Genomic DNA, 22,127 nt, shown 5'->3' on the forward strand with positions numbered 1-22,127 from the left:
GTGCTTGCGCACCCCACGAGCATAGCGGGAGCGAGGCGGGCAGCCGATCGGGTATCCGTTCCCGGGCCCGTCGGCGGTGGCCCCGGTCATCGTACGGCCGGATCAGCGGGCGGACACCGGGGCGTCGTACGGGGACGGAAACGGAAACGGGCCCGTCCGGGGAGGACGGGCCCGCTTCAGCAGGTCACAGGTTCACACCTGGCCCGGTGTCAGCTGTTGCGCTTCCAGCGGGGCTTGTCGTCACGGCGGCCGAAGGAACCGGTGCCGGTACCCGTACCCGTCGTGCGGTGGTCGTCACGGCGGCCGGTCGGACGGTCGGCGCCACCGGAGCGGAAGCCGCCGGTCGGCCGGTCGTCACGGCGGTCACGGTTGAACGGACGGTCGCTGCCACGGTGTCCGCCGGTGGGGCGGTCGTCGCGGCGCTGGAAGCCACCGCGGTCACCGGACGGACGGTCGTCACGACGCTGGAAACCACCACGGTCACCACCACGGTCGTCACGGCGCTGGAAGCCACCGCGGTCACCACCACGGTCGCCGCCGCGGTATCCACCACGGTCGCCGCCCCGGTCGTCACGGCGTCCGAAGCTGCCGCGGTCGTCGCGACGCTCCTCGCGCTGCTCCGCCCTCGGCTGCGCCGGTACGGCCGCCGCGGCCAGCTCGGCCTCGGTGGCAGCCGCCAGCTCGGCGACAGCGGCCTCGGGGTCCTCGCCACGCTCACGGGCCGCGCGCGCCACCAGGCGGTCGGCCTCCTCGCGCAGCTCCGTGGCACGGCGCTGGATGCGCTCCAGCTCGCGGGTGAGCTCCTTGGCCTCGCGCTCCGCCTGCTTGGCGGCGTTGTTCGCGGAGTCGGCCTGGACCTCGGTCAGCGAACGGGCGCCGGTGATCTCGGCGACCTCGGGCTCGAAGACCCCGGCCCCCTGGACGATGTGGCGCGCGGCGTCGACGCCCGCGTCCTCCATCAGCCGGAAGATCTGACGGCGCTGGTGCGGCAGCGACAGCGACACGACGACGCCGGACTTGCCGGCACGGGCGGTACGGCCCGAACGGTGCAGGTAGTCCTTGTGGTCACCGGCCGGGTCCACGTTCAGGACCAGGTCGATGCCGTCGACGTGGATACCGCGGGCGGCCACGTCGGTGGCGACGAGGGCGTTGACGTAGCCCTTCTTGAAGTCTTCCAGGACGCGCGTACGGGCACCCTGCGTCATGCCGCCGTGCAGGGCGTCGGCCTTGACGCCCGACTCGACGAGCTGCTCGGCGATACGGTCGGCGCCCAGCTGCGTACGGACGAAGATGATCGTGCGGCCCTTGCGGGCGGCGATCGCGGCCGTGACCGGCGCCTTGTCCTTCGGCTTCACGACGAGGACGTGGTGCGACATGGTCGAGACGTTGCCCTGGGCGCTGTCGACCTCGTGGCTGACCGGGTCGGTCAGGTAACGCTTGACCAGCGTGCCGATCTCGTTCTCCATGGTGGCGGAGAAGAGCATGCGCTGGCCGCCGCCGGGGATCTGGTCGAGCAGCTCGGTGACCTCGGGCAGGAAGCCCAGGTCGGACATCTGGTCGGCCTCGTCGAGGACGGCGACCTGGACGGCCGCGAGCGAGCAGGCGCCACGGTTGATGATGTCGCGCAGTCGGCCCGGGGTGGCGACGAGTACGTCGACGCCACGCTCCAGGGCGTAGATCTGGTTGGACATGGACGTACCGCCGCAGACGACCTTCATCTTCAGGCCGAGCACGTCGCCGTACGGCTGGAGCGCGTCCGCGACCTGCATCGCGAGCTCACGGGTCGGGGTGAGGATGATGCCGCGCGGCTTCTTCTTCTCGGTGTGGCCGCCGGAGAGGGCGGACAGCAGCGGGAGTCCGAAGGAGAGGGTCTTGCCGGAGCCGGTACGGCCGCGGCCCAGGATGTCCTTGCCGGCCAGGGCGTCCGGGATGGTCGCGGCCTGGATCGGGAAGGGCGCGGTGACGCCGTTCTGGGCGAGCTTGCGGACGATGCCGTCGGGGAGACCGAGGGACCCGAAGGTCACGGTCGGCTCGGCGGGCTCGGCCTCGTCCTCGGTGACGGCCTCGGCGGGCTCGTCCGTGGCGGCAGCCTCGGTGTCGGCGTCGGTGGTGTCGGCGTCGGTGGTCTCGACGACGGTGTCGGTGGCGGTGTCTTCGGCCACTACGGCCTCGACGAGGGCCTCTTCGACCTCGACCACGACAGCCTCGGCGTCGGCGACGATCTCGTCGTTCTCGGGCATGACGGCGTGGTCAGAACTGGAATTGGACATGCGAAATGCGAAACCTTCCGGAGTCTCGGCACGCGCCCATAACTCCGTGAATCGCTATTTCGACCGCCTCAATGCGGTCCAGTCACGGTAAGGGAGAGTACGCGCCTCGGGACGCTCTTCGTCTCTTGACGATCAAGAAACACAATGGCGTCGGGCAATGGGATCAAACGATCTACTACCATACTCACCCTCCCCCCTTCCTGGCAAACCGAGCTTCGGAGACCCCCTCCGAGGCTCGCCGCCGAGGCCCTGTTCGAGCCCTGCCTAAACCGGTTCCACCTGCGGAGATGCAACCGGGACGGCCATCGCGCCGGTCCGGCGCCGCCTGCTCTCGACCGGCGGCGGTGGTGACGTGGCTCCCGGCGCGGAGGTGCTCGGTTCGGGGTCCGGGCTCGTCTCCGGTGGTTCCGAGGGCGGCGGGGGCGGAGGCGGATCGATCACGGGCGGCGCCGACGGCCTGCCGCCGGGGGCCGAGGGCTCCCCCGGGTGGGGCCGGGGCGCCCCCGAGGCTCCGTCGGCCCGGCCGCTGGGCGACGGCGAGGCGCCGTGCTCCTTCCCGGCTCCGGCTCCGGCGTCGCGACCCTTCCCGTCCGTTCCCCGGACCCGGTGCACCCCGCCCCCGTCCGGGGCCGCCGCACCGTCCGGTCCGGCGTCCGCCCGGTGCGACGCCCCCTTCGAAACCGAGGGCGTCGGCTTTCCGGGATGGTCGGTCACGCTCACACAGCCCGCCGAGGCCGCCACCGCCATCACGGCGGCGGCCAACCGGGCAGGGACGGGCAACTGGCGCACGGGGCGCACCTCCGGGGAAGGGGGTGAGGGCTCTCAGTGCCCAACTCCCGTGGCCCCGAAAGGGACACGCCCGCAGCGCTTCCCGTACGCCGACGCCACTTCCCGTACGCCCGCGTCGCTCCGGCAACCCCGTGCCGGTCCGGCACCGCGCCCCCCTCAGCCGTACCCGAGCGCGTGCAGCCGCTGGTCGTCGATCCCGAAGTGGTGGGCGATCTCGTGCACCACCGTGATCTCGGTCTCCGCCACCGCCTCCTCCCGCGAGGCACACATCCGCAGCGTCGGCCCCCGGTAGACGGTGATCCGGTCCGGCAGGACGCCCGCGTACCACTCGCCGCGTTCGGTCAGCGGCGTCCCCTCGTAGAGCCCCAGCAGTTCCGGGTCGTCGGCGGCGGGCTCGTCCTCGACGAACACCGCGACGTTGTCCATCAGCCGCGTCAGCTCCGGCGGGATGCGGTCCAGCGCCTCGGCGACCAATTCCTCGAACTGCTCACGCGTCATCTCCAGCACCCGCCCATTGTCCCGTGGTTCCCCCGTGCACGCCGAGCCCGATCGGCCGCTCCGCGTCCCGGGTGTACGGCACCCGTGGCCACGGCCCTCGGTGCCCGGCGGGCAGCGGGCACCCCCCTCGCCGATTGGGTTTGGCTGACACCGAAACGCCGTAGTACAGTCTCCGACGTGCCCGAGGGCGCCGGTCAGGGGCTTGACCGTTCGGAGATCGAAGAGGTCGAAGAAGAAGCGGAACCTCTTGAGGGGGAAGCGGAGTCACAAGCTTCCAGGGACACGGAAGCAGCGACACCAGTAGTTCTGCCCTCATCGTCTAGTGGCCCAGGACGCCGCCCTTTCAAGGCGGTAGCACGGGTTCGAATCCCGTTGGGGGCACGCACCACACTGTGCGACACTTAGTCGCACAACAGCTTGGTCCTGTGGAGCAGTTTGGAGTGCTCGCCACCCTGTCAAGGTGGAGGCCGCGGGTTCAAATCCCGTCAGGACCGCTGCAGCTCGCATGTGCTGCGTGGCTGGGTAGCTCAGTTGGTACGAGCGATCGCCTGAAAAGCGATAGGTCGCCGGTTCGATCCCGGCCCCAGCCACCTTTGAAAGGCTCCGGTCAGTTAACTGGCCGGAGCCTTTCGCGTACCCGATTCCCGTCCGCCCGGGTGCTGATGACGCCGGAGCCAGAAGACGGCACAGGACACCAGCGACCACGCGGCCAGGACCAGGAACGGGAACGGGTGCTGGTAGTGCCGGAAGTACACCGCCGCGTGCTGGGCGTTGACCGAGGCGCCCGGCGGCAGCCACTGACCGATGTGCCCCAGGGTCGAGGGGAGCAGCGGCCAGGAGACCGCGCCGCCCGACGACGGGTTGCCGAGCAGCACCATCAGACCCCAGGTGGGGATCAGCGCCCAGCGGCCGATGAGGCTGTTGAACATCGTGAAGACCATGCCGGTCGTGAACATCGTGAACGCCAGGATCAGCCAGGACTCCACGAACGGCAGGTCCAGCGCACCCAGCAGCCAGTCGACGACAGCCGCGATGGCGAACCCGCCGAGCAGGGCGTTGGCCATGATGCAGGCGATGCGTTCGGCCGGGTCGAGGCCGCGGGCGTGCACCGAGAGCTGGATCGCGCCGACGAAGCCGATGATCACCGCGGCGAGCGAGACGTAGAAGATCGCGAGCCCGCGCGGGTCGCCCTTCTGGAGCGGCTTGATGTCCGTCACCAGTACGGGGACACCGGTCGCCTTCGCCACCGCCGGCGCGGACTCGGCGAGGACCTGCGCGACCGAGGCCCCGGAGGCCGAGGAGAGGTCGAGCCGGACGTGTCCGGCCCGCACGTCGACGATCGCGAAGACCTTCTGCTGGTCCACGGCCTGCCGCGCGTCGGCGACCGTGGAGTAGGTGTGCAGCCGGAGCGAGGTGTTGAGCGCCTTCTCCATCCCGCCGATGAACCGCTGCCCCGCCGGTGACCGGTACGCGCCCACGACCGCGGTGGGCACCCGGTGCGGGGTCGGGTTCGCCATGAAGTAGGTGTACGAACCGGCGAAGGTCCCGGCCGCCGCCGACAGGATGAACAGCAGCACCGTCGCCGGCAGGAAGGGCGACGCGCGGAACGCCTCCCACCGCTCGCGGCCGGTCGGGCGACGCGCGGGATGGGCACCGTGGTGTTCCGTCTGAGGCGGCATGAATTCACGCTAAACCACACGCAACAGACATACGCGTCCAGAACCTGACACTCAAATCCGTTCGCCAGTGGGTTGCACCGGGTGAGATCCTGGGACAGGTATGTCTACTTCCTTCGCTGATATCCAGGCCACGCTCAACGAGCTGTCGCTGCGCGACGCGCACCGGCTCGGCCGACGCCTGGAGGGCGCCCGCCGTATCCGTAAACCAGAGGCCCGGCAGGCCGCGCTGGACCAGATCGCCGCCGAGGCGGAGAAGTCCGCGGGGCGGCTGGCCCGCCGGGCCGCCCGGGTGCCCGCCGTCAGCTATCCCGAGCAGCTGCCGGTCAGCCAGAAGAAGGACGAGATCGCCGAGGCGATACGGAATCACCAGGTGGTGATCGTCGCGGGCGAGACCGGGTCCGGCAAGACGACCCAGATCCCCAAGATCTGCCTGGAGCTGGGCCGCGGCGTCCGGGGCATGATCGGCCACACCCAGCCGCGCCGGATCGCCGCCCGTACGGTCGCCGAGCGCATCGCGGACGAGATGAAGACCCCGCTGGGCGAGGCGGTCGGCTGGAAGGTCCGCTTCACCGACCAGGTCGACCAGGACGCCACCTTCATCAAGCTGATGACCGACGGCATCCTGCTCGCGGAGATCCAGACGGACCGCGAGCTGCGCGCGTACGACACGATCATCATCGACGAGGCCCACGAGCGGTCCCTCAACATCGACTTCCTGCTGGGCTATCTGGCGCAGCTGCTGCCGAAGCGGCCGGATCTGAAGGTCGTCATCACCTCGGCCACCATCGACCCCGAGCGGTTCGCGCAGCACTTCGGCGGCTTCGCCTCGGTGGACATGACGGACGGCAGGGCCGGGTCCGGGGCGCCGATCGTGGAGGTCAGCGGCCGTACGTACCCGGTCGAGGTCCGCTACCGCCCGCTCCTCGAAGAGGACGGCGAAGACGGCGACCGCGACCAGATCACCGCGGTCTGCGAGGCCGTGGACGAGCTCCAGGGCGAAGGCCCCGGCGACATCCTGGTCTTCCTCTCCGGCGAGCGCGAGATCCGGGACACCGCCGACGCGCTGAACAAACGGAACCTGCGGTTCACCGAGGTGCTCCCGCTGTACGCCCGGCTGTCGCACGCCGAGCAGCACCGGGTGTTCCAGCGGCCCTCCGGCGGTGTGACGAGACGGGTGGTGCTGGCCACCAACGTCGCCGAGACCTCCCTGACCGTCCCCGGCATCAAGTACGTGATCGACCCGGGCACCGCCCGTATCTCCCGCTACAGCCACCGCACCAAGGTCCAGCGGCTGCCCATCGAGCGGATCTCGCAGGCCAGCGCCAACCAGCGCAAGGGCCGCTGCGGCCGTACCTCCGACGGCATCTGCATCCGGCTGTACGCGGAGGACGACTTCCTCACCCGCCCGGAGTTCACCGACCCGGAGATCCTCCGGACCAACCTGGCGTCCGTCATCCTCCAGATGACCGCGGCCGGGCTCGGCGACATCGAGAAGTTCCCCTTCATCGACCCGCCGGACCACCGCAACATCCGCGACGGTGTGCAGCTCCTCCAGGAGCTGGGCGCGCTGGATCCCAAGGAGAAGGACCCCAAGCGGCGGCTCACCCCGGAGGGCCGCAAGCTCAGCCAGCTCCCCGTCGACCCGAGGCTGGCACGGATGGTCCTGGAGGCCGACCGGAACGGCTGTGTCACCGAGGTCATGGTGATCGCCGCCGCGCTCTCCATCCAGGACCCGCGCGAGCGCCCCGCGGAGAAGCAGACACAGGCCGACCAGCAGCACGCCCGCTTCAAGGACGAGACGTCCGACTTCCTGGCCTTCCTGAACCTCTGGCGCTACCTCCGCGACCAGCAGAAGGAGCGCGGCTCCTCCAGCTTCCGCCGGATGTGCAAGCAGGAGTACCTGAACTTCCTGCGCATCCGTGAGTGGCAGGACATCTACGCGCAGCTGCGTTCGGTGGCCAGGACCATGGGCATCCGCCTCAACGAGGAGGACGCCCCCGAGCAGTCGGTGCACGTCTCGCTGCTGGCCGGGCTGCTCTCGCACATCGGGCTCAAGGACACCGAGAAGAACGAGTACCTCGGCGCCCGCAACGCGAAGTTCGCGATCTTCCCCGGCTCGGCGCTCTTCAAGAAGCAGCCGCGCTTCATCATGTCCGCCGAGCTGGTCGAGACCTCACGGCTGTGGGCCAGGGTCAACGCGAAGGTCGAGCCCGAGTGGATCGAACCGCTCGCCGGGCACCTGCTGAAGCGCACCTACAGCGAGCCGCACTGGGAGAAGGACCAGGCGGCCGTGATGGCGTACGAGCGCGTCACGCTGTACGGCGTCCCGATCGTCGCCCAGCGCAAGGTCAATTACGGCCGGATCGACCCGGAGACCAGCCGGGAGCTTTTCATTCGCAACGCACTGGTCGAGGGCGACTGGCGCACGCACCACAAGTTCTTCGCGGACAACCGCAAACTCCTCGCCGAGGTCGAGGAGTTGGAGCACCGCGCCCGGCGCCGCGACATCGTCGTGGACGACGAGACGCTCTTCGACTTCTACGACGAACGCATCCCGGAACACATCGTCTCCGGCGCGCACTTCGACTCCTGGTGGAAGCAGAAGCGGCACGAGGCGGGCGGGGAGCCCGAGGTGCTCGACTTCGAGCGCTCGATGCTCCTCACCGAGAAGGCCGGCTCGGTCACCAAGGACGACTACCCGGACTCCTGGCGGCAGCGGAATCTCAAGTTCCGGGTGACGTACCAGTTCGAGCCGGGCGCGGACGCGGACGGCGTCACCGTCCACATCCCGCTCCAGGTGCTCAACCAGGTCACGCCCGAGGGCTTCGACTGGCAGATCCCCGGGCTGCGCGAGGAGGTGGTCACCGAGCTGATCCGCTCGCTGCCCAAGCCGATCCGCCGCCACTACGTGCCCGCGCCGAACTACGCCGGAGCCTTCCTGGACCGGGCGGTCCCCCTCCAGGAGCCGCTGCCGCTGACACTCGCCCGCGAGCTCCAGCGGATGGTCGGCGTCCCGGTCGCGGCCGGGGACTTCGATCTCTCCCGGGTGCCGGACCACCTGAAGATCACGTTCCGGATCGTCGACGAGCGGCGCCGCAAGCTGGCCGAGGACAAGGACCTGGAGGCGCTGAAGCTGAAGCTGCGCCCCAAGGCCCGTCAGGCCCTCTCCAAGGCCGCGGCGGCGACGGCGGGACCGGCGGGTGAGTCCGTCGAGCGCACCGGCCTCACCGACTGGACGATCGGCACGCTCTCGCGCGTCTTCGAGACGAGGCGGGCGGGCCAGCCGGTCCGCGCGTTCCCGGCCCTGGTCGACGCGGGCACGTCCGTCTCCGTACGGCTCTTCGACACCGAGGCCGAGCAGCAGCAGGCGATGTGGCAGGGCACCCGCAGGCTCGTCCTGCTCAACATCCCGGTGAACCCCGCCAAGTTCGCCTCGGACCGGCTCAGCAACCAGGCGAAGCTCGCGCTGTCCCGCAATCCGCACGGCTCGGTGCAGGCCCTCTTCGAGGACTGCGCGACGGCGGCGGCGGACAAGCTGATCGCCGACCACGGCGGGCCGGCGTGGGACGAGGAGTCGTACCGCAAGCTGTACGAGAAGGTACGCACCGACCTGGTCGAGCTGACCATCAGGACCGTCGACCAGGTCCAGCAGATCCTGGCCGCCTGGCAGGCCGCCGAACGCCGGCTGAAGGCCACCACCAGCCTGGTGCTGGTCGCCAACCTCACCGACGTGCGCACCCAGTTGGCGACGCTCATCAAGCCGGGTTTCGTCACCGCGACCGGGCTGCGCAGGCTGCCCGACCTGATGCGTTACATGGTCGCCGTGGACCGGCGCCTCCAGCAGATGCCGACGGCCGTCCAGCGGGACACCACCCGGATGGAGAAGGTCCACGAGATGCAGGACGAGTACGCCTGGCTGCTGGAGCAGCTGCCGCAGGGGCGGCCCGTCCCGCAGGAGGTGACCGACATCCGCTGGATGATCGAGGAGTTGCGGGTGAGCTACTTCGCGCACGCCCTCGGCACGGCGCAGACCGTCTCGGACAAGCGCATCGTGAAGGCCATCGACGCGGTGGTCGCGGCGGTCCGCTGACCTGTTCCGCAGCCGGTTCGACCAGGGCCTCGGGCTCCTGTACAGTTCTGTCTCGCAGCCAAACGAACATCGGCTGCGAAACCTGGTCCTGTGGAGCAGTTTGGAGTGCTCGCCACCCTGTCAAGGTGGAGGCCGCGGGTTCAAATCCCGTCAGGACCGCAGTAGAGAAGCAGTACAGAACGGCCCGCATCCCCACCGGATGCGGGCCGTTCTGCTGTCCGGCCCCGTGCGCCGCCCCCACGGGGCCGTGCACGCGTCTTGACGACGGCTTCCCCTCACGGGTACTCAGACAGCTGGGGACCCGGCGGGAGGCGGCGTATGGCGGCGGCTACGAGACATGAGACCCGGGCACTGCTGCGCGCCCATCTGGCCGCCGCCCAAGGGCGTACGGGCTACCGGCACCTCACCCGGCACTGTCCGGTCTGTCACCGGCTGCTGCGGCTCGCCATGGAGCCGCCGGCGGACGGCGGGGCGGCGCCACGCGGATGACCCGACAACCCGTTGCCCGGCGCCCGCCCGGTGGCAGACTCGGGTTTGGCAAGGGGCGAGCCGTGTGACGGGTGTCACGTAAAGAGTTTTGAGAACGAGTGAACTTACCCCTCTCTTACAACACCCCAATTTAATATGTGCAATTGCACTACTGTGCGAGGCGTAACCGGCGGCACACGCCCCGCCCCCAAACGGGCCCCTACAACGGGACGACGGGGCGGAATCGGACGCCCCCCGGCGGGCCGTGGAACCCCGCCCCGCAGCCGCCCGGAGGCGCATCGGAGCAGGCAGACGGCCCTGCGGCAGCCCCTCCGGGCGGGCCATGACACAAAAAAAATCGCGCTGGACCCGGCGGAGTCCAGCGCGATCGAAGACAGAAATCCGTTGGGGCGGACGGCCGTCAAGTGGAGCCAAAGCGGAGCGAACCAGGTTGGGGGACCTGGAAACGCCCGATTTATCGGGGTGTTCAGGCCTCGCTGCGCTGCTGCGGAATACCCGCCAGCAACGCACGGACCTCTGCCTCGCGGTACCGGCGATGCCCACCCAGCGTTCGGATGGACGTGAGCTTGCCCGCCTTCGCCCAGCGGGTGACCGTCTTCGGGTCCACGCGGAACATCGTGGCAACCTCAGCCGGGGTCAGCAGCGGCTCGGCATCAGGGGTGCGAGCGGTCATGAGCGGCCTCCTCGGGAGAACCGAACCATCTCGGTTCTTTCCTCTAAATTCTGCACCTTGACCCGCGTTGCCCGAAATGGCGGACGCGAGCCGAGTCGGTTATAGGACGAACGGCTTGTCCTCGGCACTACAACTACACCATCCGTCCAGCCACGTCGGCCAAACCGATGGAATTGCCCTCTCAGGTGTTCATCAGCGGCGGAAGCCCGATGGACCATGCCATAGCGGACAGTCACACCACAGTAACGATCAGTAACATGGCGATCAGGAGTCAACAGACCCCCCCTATAGAGTGCAATGCCGAGCAATCCGCCCTTACTTGGACGGAAGGAGCCCTCCCCGGGCTCCTTGTCCTATTTTGACACGAGGGTAGGGGATGGGCGCAAGGCCCCGGTAAGTGCGGTCCATCACGCTTGACGCAAAGGCCCGGATCGGGACCTAGGTCCCCACCGCCGTCCGTGGCCCTGTGCGCGCCCCGGACGGACGACCCGTCAGTTCGCGGTCTGCCGCTCCCGTACGGCCCGCCAGCGGACAGCCAGCCGCTCGTACGCCGCATCGGCCGCCGCCTCGTCGCCCGCGCGCAGCGCGGCGACCGCGGCCGTCACGTCCGCGGCCGACCGGTCCTCCGCCAACTGCGCCTCGGGCAGGGCGTGCACCAGGCCGCCGTAGTCGAGTTCGACCAGCGACCGGGGATGGAACTCCTCCAGCCACCGTCCGACCTCCACCAGGCCCTCGGTGAGCGGGCCTTCCTCGAAGTGCTCGCGGAGCGTCTTCAGCGACCGGGCCAGCCGGCGCCTCGCCTGCACCATCGGCGTCCGGTACCGGAGCACGGGCGGCACCCGCACCGCGCCCTCGGCCTCCCCGGTGGAACCGCCCTTCGCGTACTCCCGCTCCTCGTCGTCGAAGAGCGTGAACCAGCGGACCGGGACATGCCACACCGTCGTTCTGATCCAGGGCCGCGCGTCCGGGTTCCGCTCCTGCCAGCGCTCGTAGTCGGCCGCGGCCTGCCGGCGCACCACCGGGGGCAGCACCACGTCCAGGACGGGCGCCGGGTACTGCTCCTCCAGCGCCTCCAGGGCCTGCCAGCCGCGCAGCCGGGTCCGCCACGGGCAGACGCAGACCACCCCGTCCAGCTCGGCCACGAACGCCTCGGCGCTCTCGTGCACCGGGACCGCGACCGGTGGCGTCGGCACCAGATCCGCCAGCGAGCGCCGGAGTTCGTCCTGCGCCGTCGGCAGGTCGGTCCGGCGCGCGTAGCGGGCCCAGTGGCCGCGCTCGGACTCCGGGAAGGCCGCCAGGGGCTCGTACACCCGCAGGTAGGACGTATAGGGGACGATCACTGAGGACACCACCGCCATGAGGTGATCGTCCCACGGCACCGCACCACGAGGGGGTGATCCTGCGCACTGCGCCTGATCTACGGACGCGTAGGCCCTAATCTGCTGCCAAGCAGGGCCTTCTCCACCCGTAAGAGGGCTCTCCATCCTTCGCCGCTTCGTACTTGGGAGTCACCACCGTGACCGTTGTGACCGGCGTCCCTGACAATGTCGATGTGCTGCACACCCTGTTCCACTCGGATCAGGGGGGACACGAGCAAGTCGTGCTCTGCCAGGACCGCGCCACCGGCCTCAAGGCCGTGATCGCCATCCACTCCACCGCCCTGGGCCCCGCCCTCGGCGGTACGCGCTTCTATCCGTACGCGAGCGAGGAAGCGGCCGTCGCCGACGCGCTGAACCTGGCTCGCGGGATGTCGTACAAGAACGCCATGGCCGGACTGGACCACGGCGGTGGCAAGGCCGTGATCATCGGCGACCCGGAGCTGATCAAGACCGACGAACTGCTCCTGGCGTACGGCAGGTTCGTCGCCTCGCTCGGCGGGCGGTACGTGACGGCCTGCGACGTCGGCACCTACGTCGCGGACATGGACGTGGTCGCGCAGACCTGCCGGTGGACCACCGGCCGCTCCCCCGAGAACGGCGGTGCGGGCGACTCCTCGGTGCTCACCGCGTTCGGCGTCTACCAGGGCATGCGGGCCAGCGCCCAGCACCTCTGGGGCGATCCGGCGCTGCGCGGTCGCCGGATCGGCGTCGCGGGCGTCGGCAAGGTCGGCCACCACCTGGTCGGGCACCTGCTGGCGGAGGGCGCGGAGGTCCTGGTCACCGACGTGCGGGAGGACTCCGTACGCCGTGTCACGGACAAGCACCCCGGCCTGGTCACCCCGGTCGCCGACACCGAGGCGCTGATCCGTACCGAGGGGCTCGACATCTACGCCCCGTGCGCCCTGGGCGGCGCGCTCGACGACCACTCCGTGCCGGTGCTCACCGCGAAGGTGGTGTGCGGCGCCGCCAACAACCAGCTCGCGCACCCGGGTGTCGAGAAGGACCTCGCGGACCGCGGGATCCTCTACGCCCCGGACTACGTGGTGAACGCGGGCGGCGTCATCCAGGTCGCCGACGAACTGCACGGTTTCGACTTCGACCGCTGCAAGGCGAAGGCCGCGAAGATCTTCGACACCACGCTGGCAATATTCGCACGTGCGAAGGAAGACGGTATCCCGCCGGCCGCCGCGGCGGACCGGATTGCCGAGCAGCGGATGGCCGAGGCGCGCAGCCACTGACGGTGCACGGGCGCTGACCCGCTGTCGGGGAGACGTGACTCACCCCCGTCGGCGGGTCGGCCGCCCGGAAGAGGCTAAAATCGCAGCTGACCAGCGAGGATGGGGCTCCTCGCCGGTTCTGTGAAGCGGCGCTACCTGTGGGCGGCGTACCGTATGGCCGCGGAAGCAGGTACCGTTGAAGCCCTACGGACCGGACTCTTCACGGAGAGTCCGTTCCGAATCATGAACGGGTGTCAAGACTCTGGGGCCGTCGAGCCCCGTCACCGAGGGGGTCGAGCCATGGGGCGCGGCCGGGCAAAGGCCAAGCAGACGAAGGTCGCCCGCCAGCTGAAGTACAGCAGCGGCGGAACGGACCTGTCGCGTCTGGCCAATGAGCTGGGCGCATCTCCTACGAGTCAGCCACCGAACGCGGAGCCGTTCGAGGACGACGAAGAGGAAGATGACCCGTACGCACAGTACGCGGATCGTTACAACGAGGATCAGGACGAGGACGACGAGTCCGGTCCTTCGTCTCAGCGCCGCGGCGCTTGACGTACAGACCTCACACAGCAGTCACCGAGCACAGTCGCGGTGCGGACTCCGGTCGGCACTGTCACCCGACCCGGTCCAGGGCTTCCGCCCCGGGCCGGGTTCTGTGCTGTCCCGGTCCGTACCGCCGGCCCGGTCCCGTCGGTCGTCACGCCCGGCCGTGGTGCCGGGCGCTCCGTCCGTCGGGGCTGCCTACTTGGCGTAGTCCCCGGTGAGCTCGGCGCCCGAGGTGCGGTCGCCGCGCTCGGTGATCTCTCCGGCCACCCAGGCGTCCAGGCCCCGGTCGGCGAAGGTCGCCAGCGCCGCGTCCACGGACTCCCCGGGAACGACGGCCATCATGCCGACGCCCATGTTGAGCGTCTTCTCCAGCTCCAGCCGCTCCACCTGTCCGGCCTTGCCGACCACGTCGAAGACGGCGCCCGGCGTCCAGGTCGAACGGTCGACGGTGGCGTGCAGGCCGTCCGGGATGACCCGGGCCAGGTTGTTGGCGAGCCCGCCGCCGGTGATGTGGCTGAAGCCGTGCACCTCGGTCGTCCGGGTCAGCGCCAGGCAGTCCAGCGAGTAGATCCTGGTGGGCTCCAGCAGTTCCTCGCCGAGGGTCCTGCCGAACTCCGCGATCTCCCGGTCCAGCGTCCAGCCGGCCCGGTCGAAGACGACGTGACGCACCAGCGAGTACCCGTTGGAGTGAAGTCCGGACGACGCCATCGCGATGACCACATCGCCCTGGCGGATCCGGTCCGGGCCGAGCAGCCGGTCGGCCTCGACCACGCCCGTACCGGCGCCCGCGACGTCGAAGTCGTCCTCGCCGAGCAGGCCGGGGTGCTCGGCGGTCTCGCCGCCGACCAGCGCGCAGCCGGCCAGCACACAGCCCTCGGCGATGCCCTTCACGATCGCGGCGACGCGCTCGGGGAAGACCTTGCCGACGCAGATGTAGTCGGTCATGAAGAGCGGTTCCGCACCGCACACGACCAGGTCGTCGACGACCATGCCGACGAGGTCGTGGCCGATGGTGTCGTACACGCCCATCTTGCGGGCGAGGTCGACCTTCGTCCCGACGCCGTCGGTGGCCGAGGCCAGCAGCGGACGCTCGTACCGCTTCAGGGCGGAGGCGTCGAAGAGACCGGCGAAACCGCCGAGGCCGCCCATGACCTCGGGGCGGCGGGTCTTCTTCACCCACTCCTTCATGAGCTCGACGGCGCGGTCACCGGCTTCGATGTCGACGCCCGCGCTCGCGTAGCTGGCACCGGTGCCCGCGTGCGGCGCACGCTCGGAAGATTCAGCAGACATGACGATGAGGACTTTCGTTTCGTACGGCGCGGGGCTTACGGACGACGGAGCGCGTCGGCAGCGGCGGTGTTCGCCGGTCCCGCGGCCAGCTCGGTCTCCAGCAGCTGCTTGCCGAGCAGCTCGGGGTCGGGCAGGTCCATCGGGTACTCGCCGTCGAAACACGCGCGGCAGAGATTCGGCTTGGCGATCGTCGTCGCCTCGATCATGCCGTCGATGGAGATGTACGACAGCGAGTCGGCACCCATCGAGGTGGCGATCTCGTCGACGGACATCCCGTTGGCGATCAGCTCGGCGCGGGTCGCGAAGTCGATGCCGAAGAAGCAGGGCCACTTCACGGGCGGGGAGGAGATCCGGATGTGGATCTCGGCGGCGCCGGCCTCACGAAGCATCTTGACCAGGGCGCGCTGGGTGTTGCCGCGGACGATCGAGTCGTCGACGACCACCAGGCGCTTGCCGCGGATGACTTCCTTGAGCGGGTTGAGCTTGAGGCGGATGCCGAGCTGGCGGATCGTCTGCGAGGGCTGGATGAAGGTCCGGCCGACATAGGCGTTCTTGACCAGGCCCGAGCCGTACGGAATCCCGCTGGCCTCGGCGTAACCGATCGCGGCGGGCGTTCCCGACTCGGGCGTCGCTATCACCAGGTCGGCTTCGGCCGGGGCTTCCGCCGCCAGCTTCCGGCCCATCTCCACACGCGAGAGATAGACGTTCCGGCCCGCGATGTCGGTGTCGGGGCGGGCCAGGTAGACGTACTCGAAGACGCAGCCCTTGGGCTTCGCTTCTGCGAATCGGACGGTGCGCAGACCGTTCTCGTCGATGGTGACGAGCTCACCGGGTTCGACCTCGCGGACGTAGGAGGCGCCGCAGATGTCCAGGGCGGCGGACTCGGAGGCCACCACCCAGCCGCGCTCCAGACGGCCGAGGACCAGCGGGCGGATGCCCTGCGGGTCACGGGCCGCGTAGAGGGTGTTCTCGTCCATGAAGACCAGCGAGAACGCGCCCTTCACGTCGGGCAGCACCTTGGCGGCGGCTTCCTCGACGGTCAGCGGCTTGCCCTCGTCATCGGTCTGGCCCGCGAGGAGCGCGGTCACCAGGTCGGTGTCGTTGGTGGCGGCCACCTGGGTGGACCGGCCGTTCTCCTTGGGCAGCTCGGCGACGAGCGCGGCGAGCTGGGCCGTATTGACCAGGTTGCCGTTGTGACCGAGCGCGATCGAGCCGTGCGCGGTGGCACGGAAGGTCGGCTGCGCGTTCTCCCACACCGAGGCTCCGGTGGTGGAGTAGCGGGCGTGACCCACTGCGATATGGCCCTGAAGAGAGCTGAGAGAGGTTTCGTCGAAGACTTGTGAGACCAGACCCATGTCCTTGAAGACCAGGATCTTGGACCCATTGCTCACTGCGATGCCCGCGGACTCCTGTCCACGGTGCTGCAGGGCATACAGTCCGAAATAGGTGAGCTTGGCGACCTCTTCGCCCGGAGCCCAGACACCGAAGACGCCACAAGCGTCCTGGGGGCCTTTCTCTCCGGGGAGCAGGTCGTGGTTGAGTCGTCCATCACCACGAGGCACGCCACCGAGTGTAGGCGAGATCGACCACTGGTCCGAATTGGGGATCGGTCCCGGTGCCCGCTCTGACCGATACGCGACGCTATGCGGTAGCAGGGATTCCGGTCCTGTCCGGGGCTGTGGGGGTCAGGGGGCCGTGGCGGATTTCATACGGCCGAGGTTCCGTTCCCGCGCCGTCACCGACGGTAAGGATGCCGCCTTGCACGGTCGCCGGGACGCACGCTGAAGCGCATGCGACCGTCCGGACCGCTCGCCCGGTCCTTTCCGAATGCGATGCCCGCGCCCTTCCTGATGCGACGCCCGCGCCTTTCCTGATGCGATGCCCGCGCCCCTCGGACAGGGCGGTTCGGCTCCCGCTTCCCCTCAGCCCATCACCGGCAGCAGGTCCGAGAGATCCGCCCGTTCCCCGCTCGCCGCGACCAGCGCCTCGTCGACGGCCGCTCGCCACCGCGTACGCCCGGTGGCGAGCCGGATCCAGCTGAGCGGGTCGGTCTCGACGACGTTGGGCGGGGTGCCGCGGGTGTGCCGGGGGCCCTCGATGCACTGGACGACGGCGTACGGCGGGATCCTGACCTCGGTGGACGCGCCGGGGGCCTTGACCGCGAGCGCGTCCGCGAGGAGGCGGGTGCAGGCGGCCAGGGCCTGTCGGTCGTACGGGATCTCCAGGCCGGTGGCGGCGTTCAGGTCGTCGGTGTGCACGACGAGTTCGACGCAGCGCGTGACCAGGTAGTCGCCGAGCCGCATGGCCCCGACCCGGCTCGCGATCAGCCGGTCCTCGGCTGCGGCCGGCAGCCGCTCGGTGATCCGGTCCGCGGTCCGCCGGAACAGCTCGTCCGGGGTGGTAGTCGCGGCGAGCGCCCTGACGTCCTCGGAGATCTGCCCGGCCACCTGCGCGGTGGCGAACGGCCAGTCCAGCAGGGTGACTTCCTGCCGCTCCGGGGCCGGCCGGTCGAGACACCGGCTGACGCTCTCGACGGCCATGGCGAGATGCGCGGCCAGTTCGCGTACGGTCCAGTCGCCGAGCCGGGTGGGGCGGGCGAGCTGGTCGGGGGTGAGTCCGGCCACGGCGCTGCGTACGTGTCCGAACTGGGCCAGGACCGCGGTGCGGGTTCTGGCGTGGTCGTAGCGGCGGGCACGCTTCTGGGACGGCGGCATGGGGTGAGCGTATGCGGCGCCCCGCCGCTCGGGTCCGGGAGCCCGTTCACGGTCGCGGGCGGGGCCGCAAAAGATCTTGACCGGCCGAGTTCGAGCCGCATAGGTTCTGCGCCCTTGGCGCGCTCCATGGGGATGGGGCGCGCATCACACTCAGCACAACTCGTACGGGCCCGACCCGAAGGCACCCGCCTTCGCCCACTGACCGGCACACGACGAAGCGCCGGCGTCCGGGAGATCAACTCCCGTGCACCGGCGCTTCGTCGTACAAGTAGAACCGTCAGGCCAGCAGCGCCGGAATCGTCGCCTCGTGCGCCTCGCGCAGCTCGGCCAGCGGCAGGCTGAACTCGCCCTGGATCTCGATGTCCGCGCCGTCCACCACACCGATGCGGGTGACGGGCAGGCCGCGCGCCCCGCACATGTCGTTGAAGCGGAGTTCCTCGCTGCGCGGGATCGAGACGACCGCGCGCCCCGCCGACTCGGAGAAGAGGAACGTGAACGCGTCCAGGCCGTCCGGGACGACCAGCCGCGCACCCTTCCCGCCGCGCAGGCAGGATTCGGTGACCGCCTGGATCAGACCGCCGTCGGACAGGTCGTGCGCGGCGTCGATCATGCCGTCGCGCGAGGCCGAGATGAGGATCTCCGCGAGGAGCTTCTCGCGGCCGAGGTCCACCCGGGGCGGCATCCCGCCCAGGTGGTCGTGGACCACCTGGGACCAGGCCGAACCGCCGAACTCCTGGTGGGTGTCGCCGAGCAGGTAGAGCAGCTGCCCCTCCTCGGCGAAGGCCATCGGCGTACGGCGGTTGACGTCGTCGATCACACCGAGCACCGCGACGACCGGCGTCGGGTGGATGGCCGCGTCGCCCGTCTGGTTGTACAGCGACACATTGCCGCCGGTGACCGGCGTGCCCAGCTCCAGGCAGCCGTCCGCGAGACCGCGGGTGGCCTCGGCGAACTGCCACATGACGTCCGGGTCCTCGGGCGAACCGAAGTTCAGGCAGTCCGAGATGGCGAGCGGCTTCGCGCCGGTGGTCGCGACGTTGCGGTACGCCTCGGCCAGCGCGAGCTGCGCGCCGGTGTACGGGTCGAGCTTGGCGTACCGGCCGTTGCCGTCGGTCGCCATGGTCACGCCCAGGTTCGACTCCTCGTCGATCCGGATCATGCCCGCGTCCTCGGGCATCGCGAGCACCGTGTTGCCCTGTACGAAACGGTCGTACTGGTCGGTGATCCACGCCTTCGACGCCTGGTTCGGCGACGCGACGAGCTTCAGCACCTGCTCGCGCAGCTCGGCCGAAGTGGCCGGGCGGGCCAGCTTGTTCGCGTCGTCCGCCTGGAGCGCGTCCTGCCACTCGGGGCGGGCGTACGGCCGGTGGTAGGTCGGGCCCTCGTGCGCGACGGACCGCGGCGGCACGTCCACGATCTGCTCGCCGTGCCAGAAGATCTCCAGCTGCGAGCCCTCGGTCACCTCACCGATGACGGTGGCGATGACGTCCCACTTCTCGCAGATCTCCATGAACCGCGCGACGTGCTGCGGCTCGACGATCGCGCACATGCGCTCCTGCGACTCGCTCATGAGGATTTCCTCGGGCGAGAGGGAGGAGTCGCGCAGCGGAACGGTGTCCAGCTCGACGCGCATCCCGCCCGAACCGGCGCTCGCCAGCTCGGAGGTGGCGCAGGAGAGCCCGGCGCCGCCGAGGTCCTGGATGCCCGCGACGAGCTTCTCGCCGAAGATCTCCAGGGTGCACTCGATGAGGAGCTTCTCCTGGAAGGGGTCACCGACCTGGACCGCCGGACGCTTCGCCGGACCGGTGGCCTCGAAGGTCTCCGAGGCCAGCACGGAGACGCCGCCGATGCCGTCGCCGCCGGTGCGGGCGCCGTACAGGATGACCTTGTTGCCGGTGCCCGAAGCCTTCGCGAGGTGGATGTCCTCGTGCTTCATGACGCCGATGCAGCCCGCGTTGACCAGCGGGTTGCCCTGGTAGCAGGCGTCGAAGACGACCTCGCCGCCGATGTTCGGCAGGCCGAGGCAGTTGCCGTAACCGCCGATGCCGGCGACGACACCGGGCAGTACCCGCTTGGTGTCGGGGTGGTCGGCCGCACCGAACCGCAGCGGGTCGACGACCGCGACCGGGCGGGCGCCCATGGCGAGGATGTCGCGGACGATGCCGCCGACGCCGGTGGCCGCGCCCTGGTAGGGCTCGATGTACGAGGGGTGGTTGTGCGACTCGACCTTGAAGGTCACCGCGTAGCCCTGGCCGACATCGACGACACCGGCGTTCTCGCCGATGCCGACGAGCATCGCGTCGTTCTCCGGGACCTTCTCGCCGAACTGCTTGAGGTGGACCTTGCTGCTCTTGTACGAGCAGTGCTCGGACCACATCACGGAGTACATGGCGAGCTCGGCACCGGTGGGACGGCGGCCGAGGATCTCGCGGATCCGCGCGTACTCGTCCTCCTTGAGGCCGAGTTCCTTCCAGGGCTGCTCGGCCCCGGGGGTCTCCGCGGCGTGCTGGACGGTGTCGAGGCTCATGCGTTGACCAGCTTCTTCAGGATCGAGGTGAAGAATCCGAGGCCGTCGGTACGCCCCGTACCGATCAGCGGCTCCACGGCGTGCTCGGGGTGCGGCATCAGGCCGACGACATTGCCCGCGGCGTTGGTGACACCGGCGATGTCGCGCAGCGAGCCGTTGGGATTGCCGTCCAGGTACCGGAATGCCACCCGGCCCTCGGCCTCCAGCTCGTCGAGGACACGCTCGTCCGCGACGTACCGGCCGTCGATGTTCTTGAGGGGTACGGAGATCTCCTGACCGGCCGTGTAGTCGGCGGTCCAGGCGGTGTCCGGGTTCTCCACGCGCAGCTTCTGGTCGCGGCAGATGAAGTGCAGATGGTTGTTCCGCAGCATCGCGCCGGGCAGCAAATGCGACTCGGTGAGGATCTGGAAACCGTTGCAGATACCCAGGACCGGCAGACCGGCCTTCGCCTGCTCGATGATCGTCTCCATCACCGGCGAGAAGCGGGAGATGGCTCCGGCCCGCAAATAGTCGCCGTAGGAGAAACCACCGGCGAGCACGACCGCGTCGACCTGCTGGAGGCCCTTGTCACGGTGCCAGAGCGAAACGGGCTCGGCACCGGCGACACGTACCGCGCGCAGTGCGTCCCGGTCGTCGAGGGTGCCAGGGAAGGTGACGACTCCGATACGAGCGGTCACTTCTCTGCCTCCACCTTCACGGTGAAGTTCTCGATGACGGTGTTGGCGAGGAAGGTTTCAGCCAGCTCATTGATGCGGGCGAGGGCGGCGTCATCGACGGGCCCCTCGACCTCCAGCTCGAAACGCTTTCCCTGACGTACGTCGGCGATTCCATCGAAGCCGAGACGGGGCAGTGCACGCTGCACCGCCTGTCCCTGCGGGTCGAGGATCTCCGGCTTGAGCATGACGTCGACTACGACGCGTGCCACTGGCACTCCCGGTGTTTTGGTGCGAAGGCGGTCCCCTCAGACTACCTGGCCCAAAAATCTACGCGGGTAGATAATGAGTATGGCCGATCACGTTCAGATATCGGCCCGGACAACACCGGAGAAAAATCCTCGAAAAAATCGTCCTACCGGATTGCACTCGGACACGCGCATGTAATTGGGTGGGCTTCACAATGCGGCGCCTTCCGCTGTACAAAGGAAATGCCGTAACTAAAAATCAGCCGTAAGGCCGACATCGCAGCACGTCAGCGTGGGAGCACGCGGACAGGCGGTGTCGCAGGAAAGGACCGAAGTCCGTGGCTCAGCGAGTAGTGGTCACGCTCTCCGACGACATCGACGGCGGAGAAGCGGCGGAAACGGTCACCTTCGGTCTCGACGGGAAGTCGTACGAGATCGACCTCAATACCGCCAATGCAAAGAAACTGCGCAAGGCGCTGGCCCCCTTCCTGGAGGCAGCCCGAAAGCAGTCGAAGTCGGGCAAGGCGTACCGGCACACCTCGGTGGCCCCCGACCCGGCGGCCGTCCGCGCCTGGGCGCGGTCCAACAAGATGGACGTGCCGGCCCGCGGGCGCATCCCGAAGAAGGTCTACGAGGCGTTCAACGCGGCGGGCTGACGCCCCGCACCCCAGCGGTCCGGGGCCGGGGCGGGACCCGGCCGGACCCCGTCGACTCCCCACCGACTCCCGTCGCGGCGACTCGACTTGCGTTCCACCCCTGTTGATCAGCTAGAGTCTGGAGCACGCCGAAGGGCAAGGCCGAAAGGCCCCAACCGAAGCAGCGTGCGGGTGTAGTTCAGTAGTAGAACATCCCCCTTCCAGGGGGAAGGCGCAGTGTGCAATTCCTGTCACCCGCTCTGCATCGCTCTCCAGACCACTCAGCCGGTCGGGTAGAGTAGTGCTCGCACCGTCCGGTGGAAGCCGGTCGGCGGCAATGCGGACGTAGCTCAGTTGGTAGAGCGCAACCTTGCCAAGGTTGAGGTCGCCAGTTCGAACCTGGTCGTCCGCTCAGTGGAGAAAGGCCCCG

The 22,127-nt window shown here is 69.3% G+C and carries 16 protein-coding genes and 6 tRNA genes; 11 read left to right on the forward strand and 11 right to left on the reverse strand.

Features of this window, described 5'->3' with window-relative positions; all coding sequences use genetic code 11:
• Positions 1–209 precede the first annotated feature (209 nt).
• Together NBY69_RS35195 and NBY69_RS35200 are read right to left on the reverse strand one after the other, a co-directional pair.
• Complete coding sequence (locus tag NBY69_RS35195; RefSeq protein WP_250306285.1) at positions 210–2,270, reverse strand: DEAD/DEAH box helicase; 2,061 nt, start codon at positions 2,268–2,270, stop codon at positions 210–212.
• A gap of 945 nt (positions 2,271–3,215) precedes the next feature.
• On the reverse strand, positions 3,216–3,566 hold the full coding sequence (locus NBY69_RS35200; RefSeq protein WP_250306286.1) for a metallopeptidase family protein: 351 nt from the start codon (positions 3,564–3,566) through the stop codon (positions 3,216–3,218).
• A 299-nt stretch (positions 3,567–3,865) separates the two neighbouring features.
• Between NBY69_RS35200 and NBY69_RS35205 the strand changes: the two genes are divergently transcribed.
• The 3 genes from NBY69_RS35205 (at position 3,866) to NBY69_RS35215 (ending at position 4,147) form a co-directional block, all read left to right on the forward strand.
• Positions 3,866–3,938: transfer RNA gene (locus tag NBY69_RS35205), tRNA-Glu, on the forward strand.
• A 38-nt stretch (positions 3,939–3,976) separates the two neighbouring features.
• Positions 3,977–4,051 (forward strand) — tRNA-Asp (locus tag NBY69_RS35210).
• Positions 4,052–4,073: 22 nt separating this feature from the next.
• A tRNA-Phe gene (locus NBY69_RS35215) sits at positions 4,074–4,147 on the forward strand.
• Between the two features lie 21 nt (positions 4,148–4,168).
• Here the strand turns inward: NBY69_RS35215 and NBY69_RS35220 are convergent.
• Complete coding sequence (locus tag NBY69_RS35220; RefSeq protein ID WP_250306287.1) at positions 4,169–5,236, reverse strand: ABC transporter permease; 1,068 nt, start codon at positions 5,234–5,236, stop codon at positions 4,169–4,171.
• Between the two features lie 100 nt (positions 5,237–5,336).
• On the opposite strand from NBY69_RS35220, the gene hrpA reads away from it, so the two are divergent.
• From hrpA to NBY69_RS35235, 3 genes are all read left to right on the forward strand, one after another.
• Positions 5,337–9,326, forward strand: a complete 3,990-nt coding sequence (hrpA, locus tag NBY69_RS35225) for an ATP-dependent RNA helicase HrpA (protein WP_250306288.1) — start codon at positions 5,337–5,339, stop codon at positions 9,324–9,326.
• 84 nt (positions 9,327–9,410) lie between these two features.
• Positions 9,411–9,485 (forward strand) — tRNA-Asp (locus NBY69_RS35230).
• A 159-nt stretch (positions 9,486–9,644) separates the two neighbouring features.
• Entirely contained in the window at positions 9,645–9,815 is a 171-nt protein-coding gene (locus NBY69_RS35235) for a DUF6274 family protein (protein ID WP_250306289.1), read from the forward strand.
• 466 nt (positions 9,816–10,281) lie between these two features.
• Here the strand turns inward: NBY69_RS35235 and bldC are convergent, their stop codons facing one another.
• The gene (gene bldC, locus NBY69_RS35240) at positions 10,282–10,488 is read right to left on the reverse strand and encodes a developmental transcriptional regulator BldC (protein ID WP_003949541.1); all 207 of its coding nucleotides are present in this window, start codon (positions 10,486–10,488) and stop codon (positions 10,282–10,284) included.
• A 491-nt stretch (positions 10,489–10,979) separates the two neighbouring features.
• Positions 10,980–11,846: a hypothetical protein gene (locus NBY69_RS35245; protein WP_250306291.1), complete on the reverse strand. Its 867-nt coding sequence runs from the start codon at positions 11,844–11,846 to the stop codon at positions 10,980–10,982.
• Between the two features lie 158 nt (positions 11,847–12,004).
• On the opposite strand from NBY69_RS35245, the gene NBY69_RS35250 reads away from it, so the two are divergent.
• Together NBY69_RS35250 and NBY69_RS35255 are read left to right on the forward strand one after the other, a co-directional pair.
• Positions 12,005–13,105 carry a Glu/Leu/Phe/Val dehydrogenase dimerization domain-containing protein gene (locus NBY69_RS35250; RefSeq protein ID WP_250306292.1) on the forward strand — a complete coding sequence of 367 codons (1,101 nt, stop codon included), beginning with the start codon at positions 12,005–12,007 and terminating at the stop codon, positions 13,103–13,105.
• A 279-nt stretch (positions 13,106–13,384) separates the two neighbouring features.
• A complete protein-coding gene (locus NBY69_RS35255) occupies positions 13,385–13,636 on the forward strand; it encodes a DUF3073 domain-containing protein (RefSeq protein ID WP_164263978.1) in 252 nt (83 codons plus the stop codon).
• Positions 13,637–13,825: 189 nt separating this feature from the next.
• Here NBY69_RS35255 and purM read toward each other — a convergent pair whose 3' ends face one another.
• The 6 genes from purM to purS all read right to left on the reverse strand — a co-directional run bounded on the left by purM (position 13,826) and on the right by purS (position 21,086).
• The gene (gene purM / locus NBY69_RS35260) at positions 13,826–14,920 is read right to left on the reverse strand and encodes a phosphoribosylformylglycinamidine cyclo-ligase (protein WP_250306294.1); all 1,095 of its coding nucleotides are present in this window, start codon (positions 14,918–14,920) and stop codon (positions 13,826–13,828) included.
• A 35-nt stretch (positions 14,921–14,955) separates the two neighbouring features.
• A complete protein-coding gene (gene purF / locus NBY69_RS35265; RefSeq protein ID WP_250306296.1) occupies positions 14,956–16,482 on the reverse strand; it encodes an amidophosphoribosyltransferase in 1,527 nt (508 codons plus the stop codon).
• A 360-nt stretch (positions 16,483–16,842) separates the two neighbouring features.
• Positions 16,843–17,634: a maleylpyruvate isomerase family mycothiol-dependent enzyme gene (locus NBY69_RS35270; RefSeq protein WP_250306298.1), complete on the reverse strand. Its 792-nt coding sequence runs from the start codon at positions 17,632–17,634 to the stop codon at positions 16,843–16,845.
• A 277-nt stretch (positions 17,635–17,911) separates the two neighbouring features.
• Complete coding sequence (purL, locus tag NBY69_RS35275; RefSeq protein ID WP_250306300.1) at positions 17,912–20,161, reverse strand: phosphoribosylformylglycinamidine synthase subunit PurL; 2,250 nt, start codon at positions 20,159–20,161, stop codon at positions 17,912–17,914.
• Positions 20,158–20,838 (reverse strand): phosphoribosylformylglycinamidine synthase subunit PurQ, encoded by a 681-nt coding sequence (gene purQ, locus NBY69_RS35280; protein WP_250306302.1) that lies wholly within the window; start codon positions 20,836–20,838, stop codon positions 20,158–20,160. The genes purL and purQ overlap by 4 nt, the downstream gene beginning before the upstream one ends.
• Entirely contained in the window at positions 20,835–21,086 is a 252-nt protein-coding gene (gene purS, locus NBY69_RS35285; RefSeq protein WP_250306304.1) for a phosphoribosylformylglycinamidine synthase subunit PurS, read from the reverse strand. Before purS ends, purQ begins: the two co-directional genes overlap by 4 nt.
• Positions 21,087–21,400: 314 nt before the next feature.
• On the opposite strand from purS, the gene NBY69_RS35290 reads away from it, so the two are divergent.
• The 3 genes from NBY69_RS35290 to NBY69_RS35300 all read left to right on the forward strand — a co-directional run bounded on the left by NBY69_RS35290 (position 21,401) and on the right by NBY69_RS35300 (position 22,109).
• Complete coding sequence (locus tag NBY69_RS35290) at positions 21,401–21,718, forward strand: Lsr2 family protein (protein WP_250306305.1); 318 nt, start codon at positions 21,401–21,403, stop codon at positions 21,716–21,718.
• A 167-nt stretch (positions 21,719–21,885) separates the two neighbouring features.
• Positions 21,886–21,957: transfer RNA gene (locus NBY69_RS35295), tRNA-Gly, on the forward strand.
• Between the two features lie 79 nt (positions 21,958–22,036).
• A tRNA-Gly gene (locus NBY69_RS35300) sits at positions 22,037–22,109 on the forward strand.
• Positions 22,110–22,127 lie beyond the last annotated feature (18 nt).

It is taken from the genome of Streptomyces sp. A 4/2 (genome assembly GCF_940670765.1).
In the GTDB taxonomy this organism is placed as follows: domain Bacteria; phylum Actinomycetota; class Actinomycetes; order Streptomycetales; family Streptomycetaceae; genus Streptomyces.

Excerpts from the sequence above, each read along its gene's own strand:
- purM (WP_250306294.1), bottom strand. The coding sequence starts at position 14,920 with ATGTCTGCTGAATCTTCCGAGCGTGCGCCGCACGCGGGCACCGGTGCC.
- purL (WP_250306300.1), bottom strand. The coding sequence starts at position 20,161 with ATGAGCCTCGACACCGTCCAGCACGCCGCGGAGACCCCCGGGGCCGAG.
- hrpA (WP_250306288.1), top strand. The coding sequence starts at position 5,337 with ATGTCTACTTCCTTCGCTGATATCCAGGCCACGCTCAACGAGCTGTCG.
- NBY69_RS35270 (WP_250306298.1), bottom strand. The coding sequence starts at position 17,634 with ATGCCGCCGTCCCAGAAGCGTGCCCGCCGCTACGACCACGCCAGAACC.
- NBY69_RS35245 (WP_250306291.1), bottom strand. The coding sequence starts at position 11,846 with ATGGCGGTGGTGTCCTCAGTGATCGTCCCCTATACGTCCTACCTGCGG.
- NBY69_RS35235 (WP_250306289.1), top strand. The coding sequence starts at position 9,645 with ATGGCGGCGGCTACGAGACATGAGACCCGGGCACTGCTGCGCGCCCAT.
- NBY69_RS35255 (WP_164263978.1), top strand. The coding sequence starts at position 13,385 with ATGGGGCGCGGCCGGGCAAAGGCCAAGCAGACGAAGGTCGCCCGCCAG.
- NBY69_RS35220 (WP_250306287.1), bottom strand. The coding sequence starts at position 5,236 with ATGCCGCCTCAGACGGAACACCACGGTGCCCATCCCGCGCGTCGCCCG.
- NBY69_RS35195 (WP_250306285.1), bottom strand. The coding sequence starts at position 2,270 with ATGTCCAATTCCAGTTCTGACCACGCCGTCATGCCCGAGAACGACGAG.
- bldC (WP_003949541.1), bottom strand. The coding sequence starts at position 10,488 with ATGACCGCTCGCACCCCTGATGCCGAGCCGCTGCTGACCCCGGCTGAG.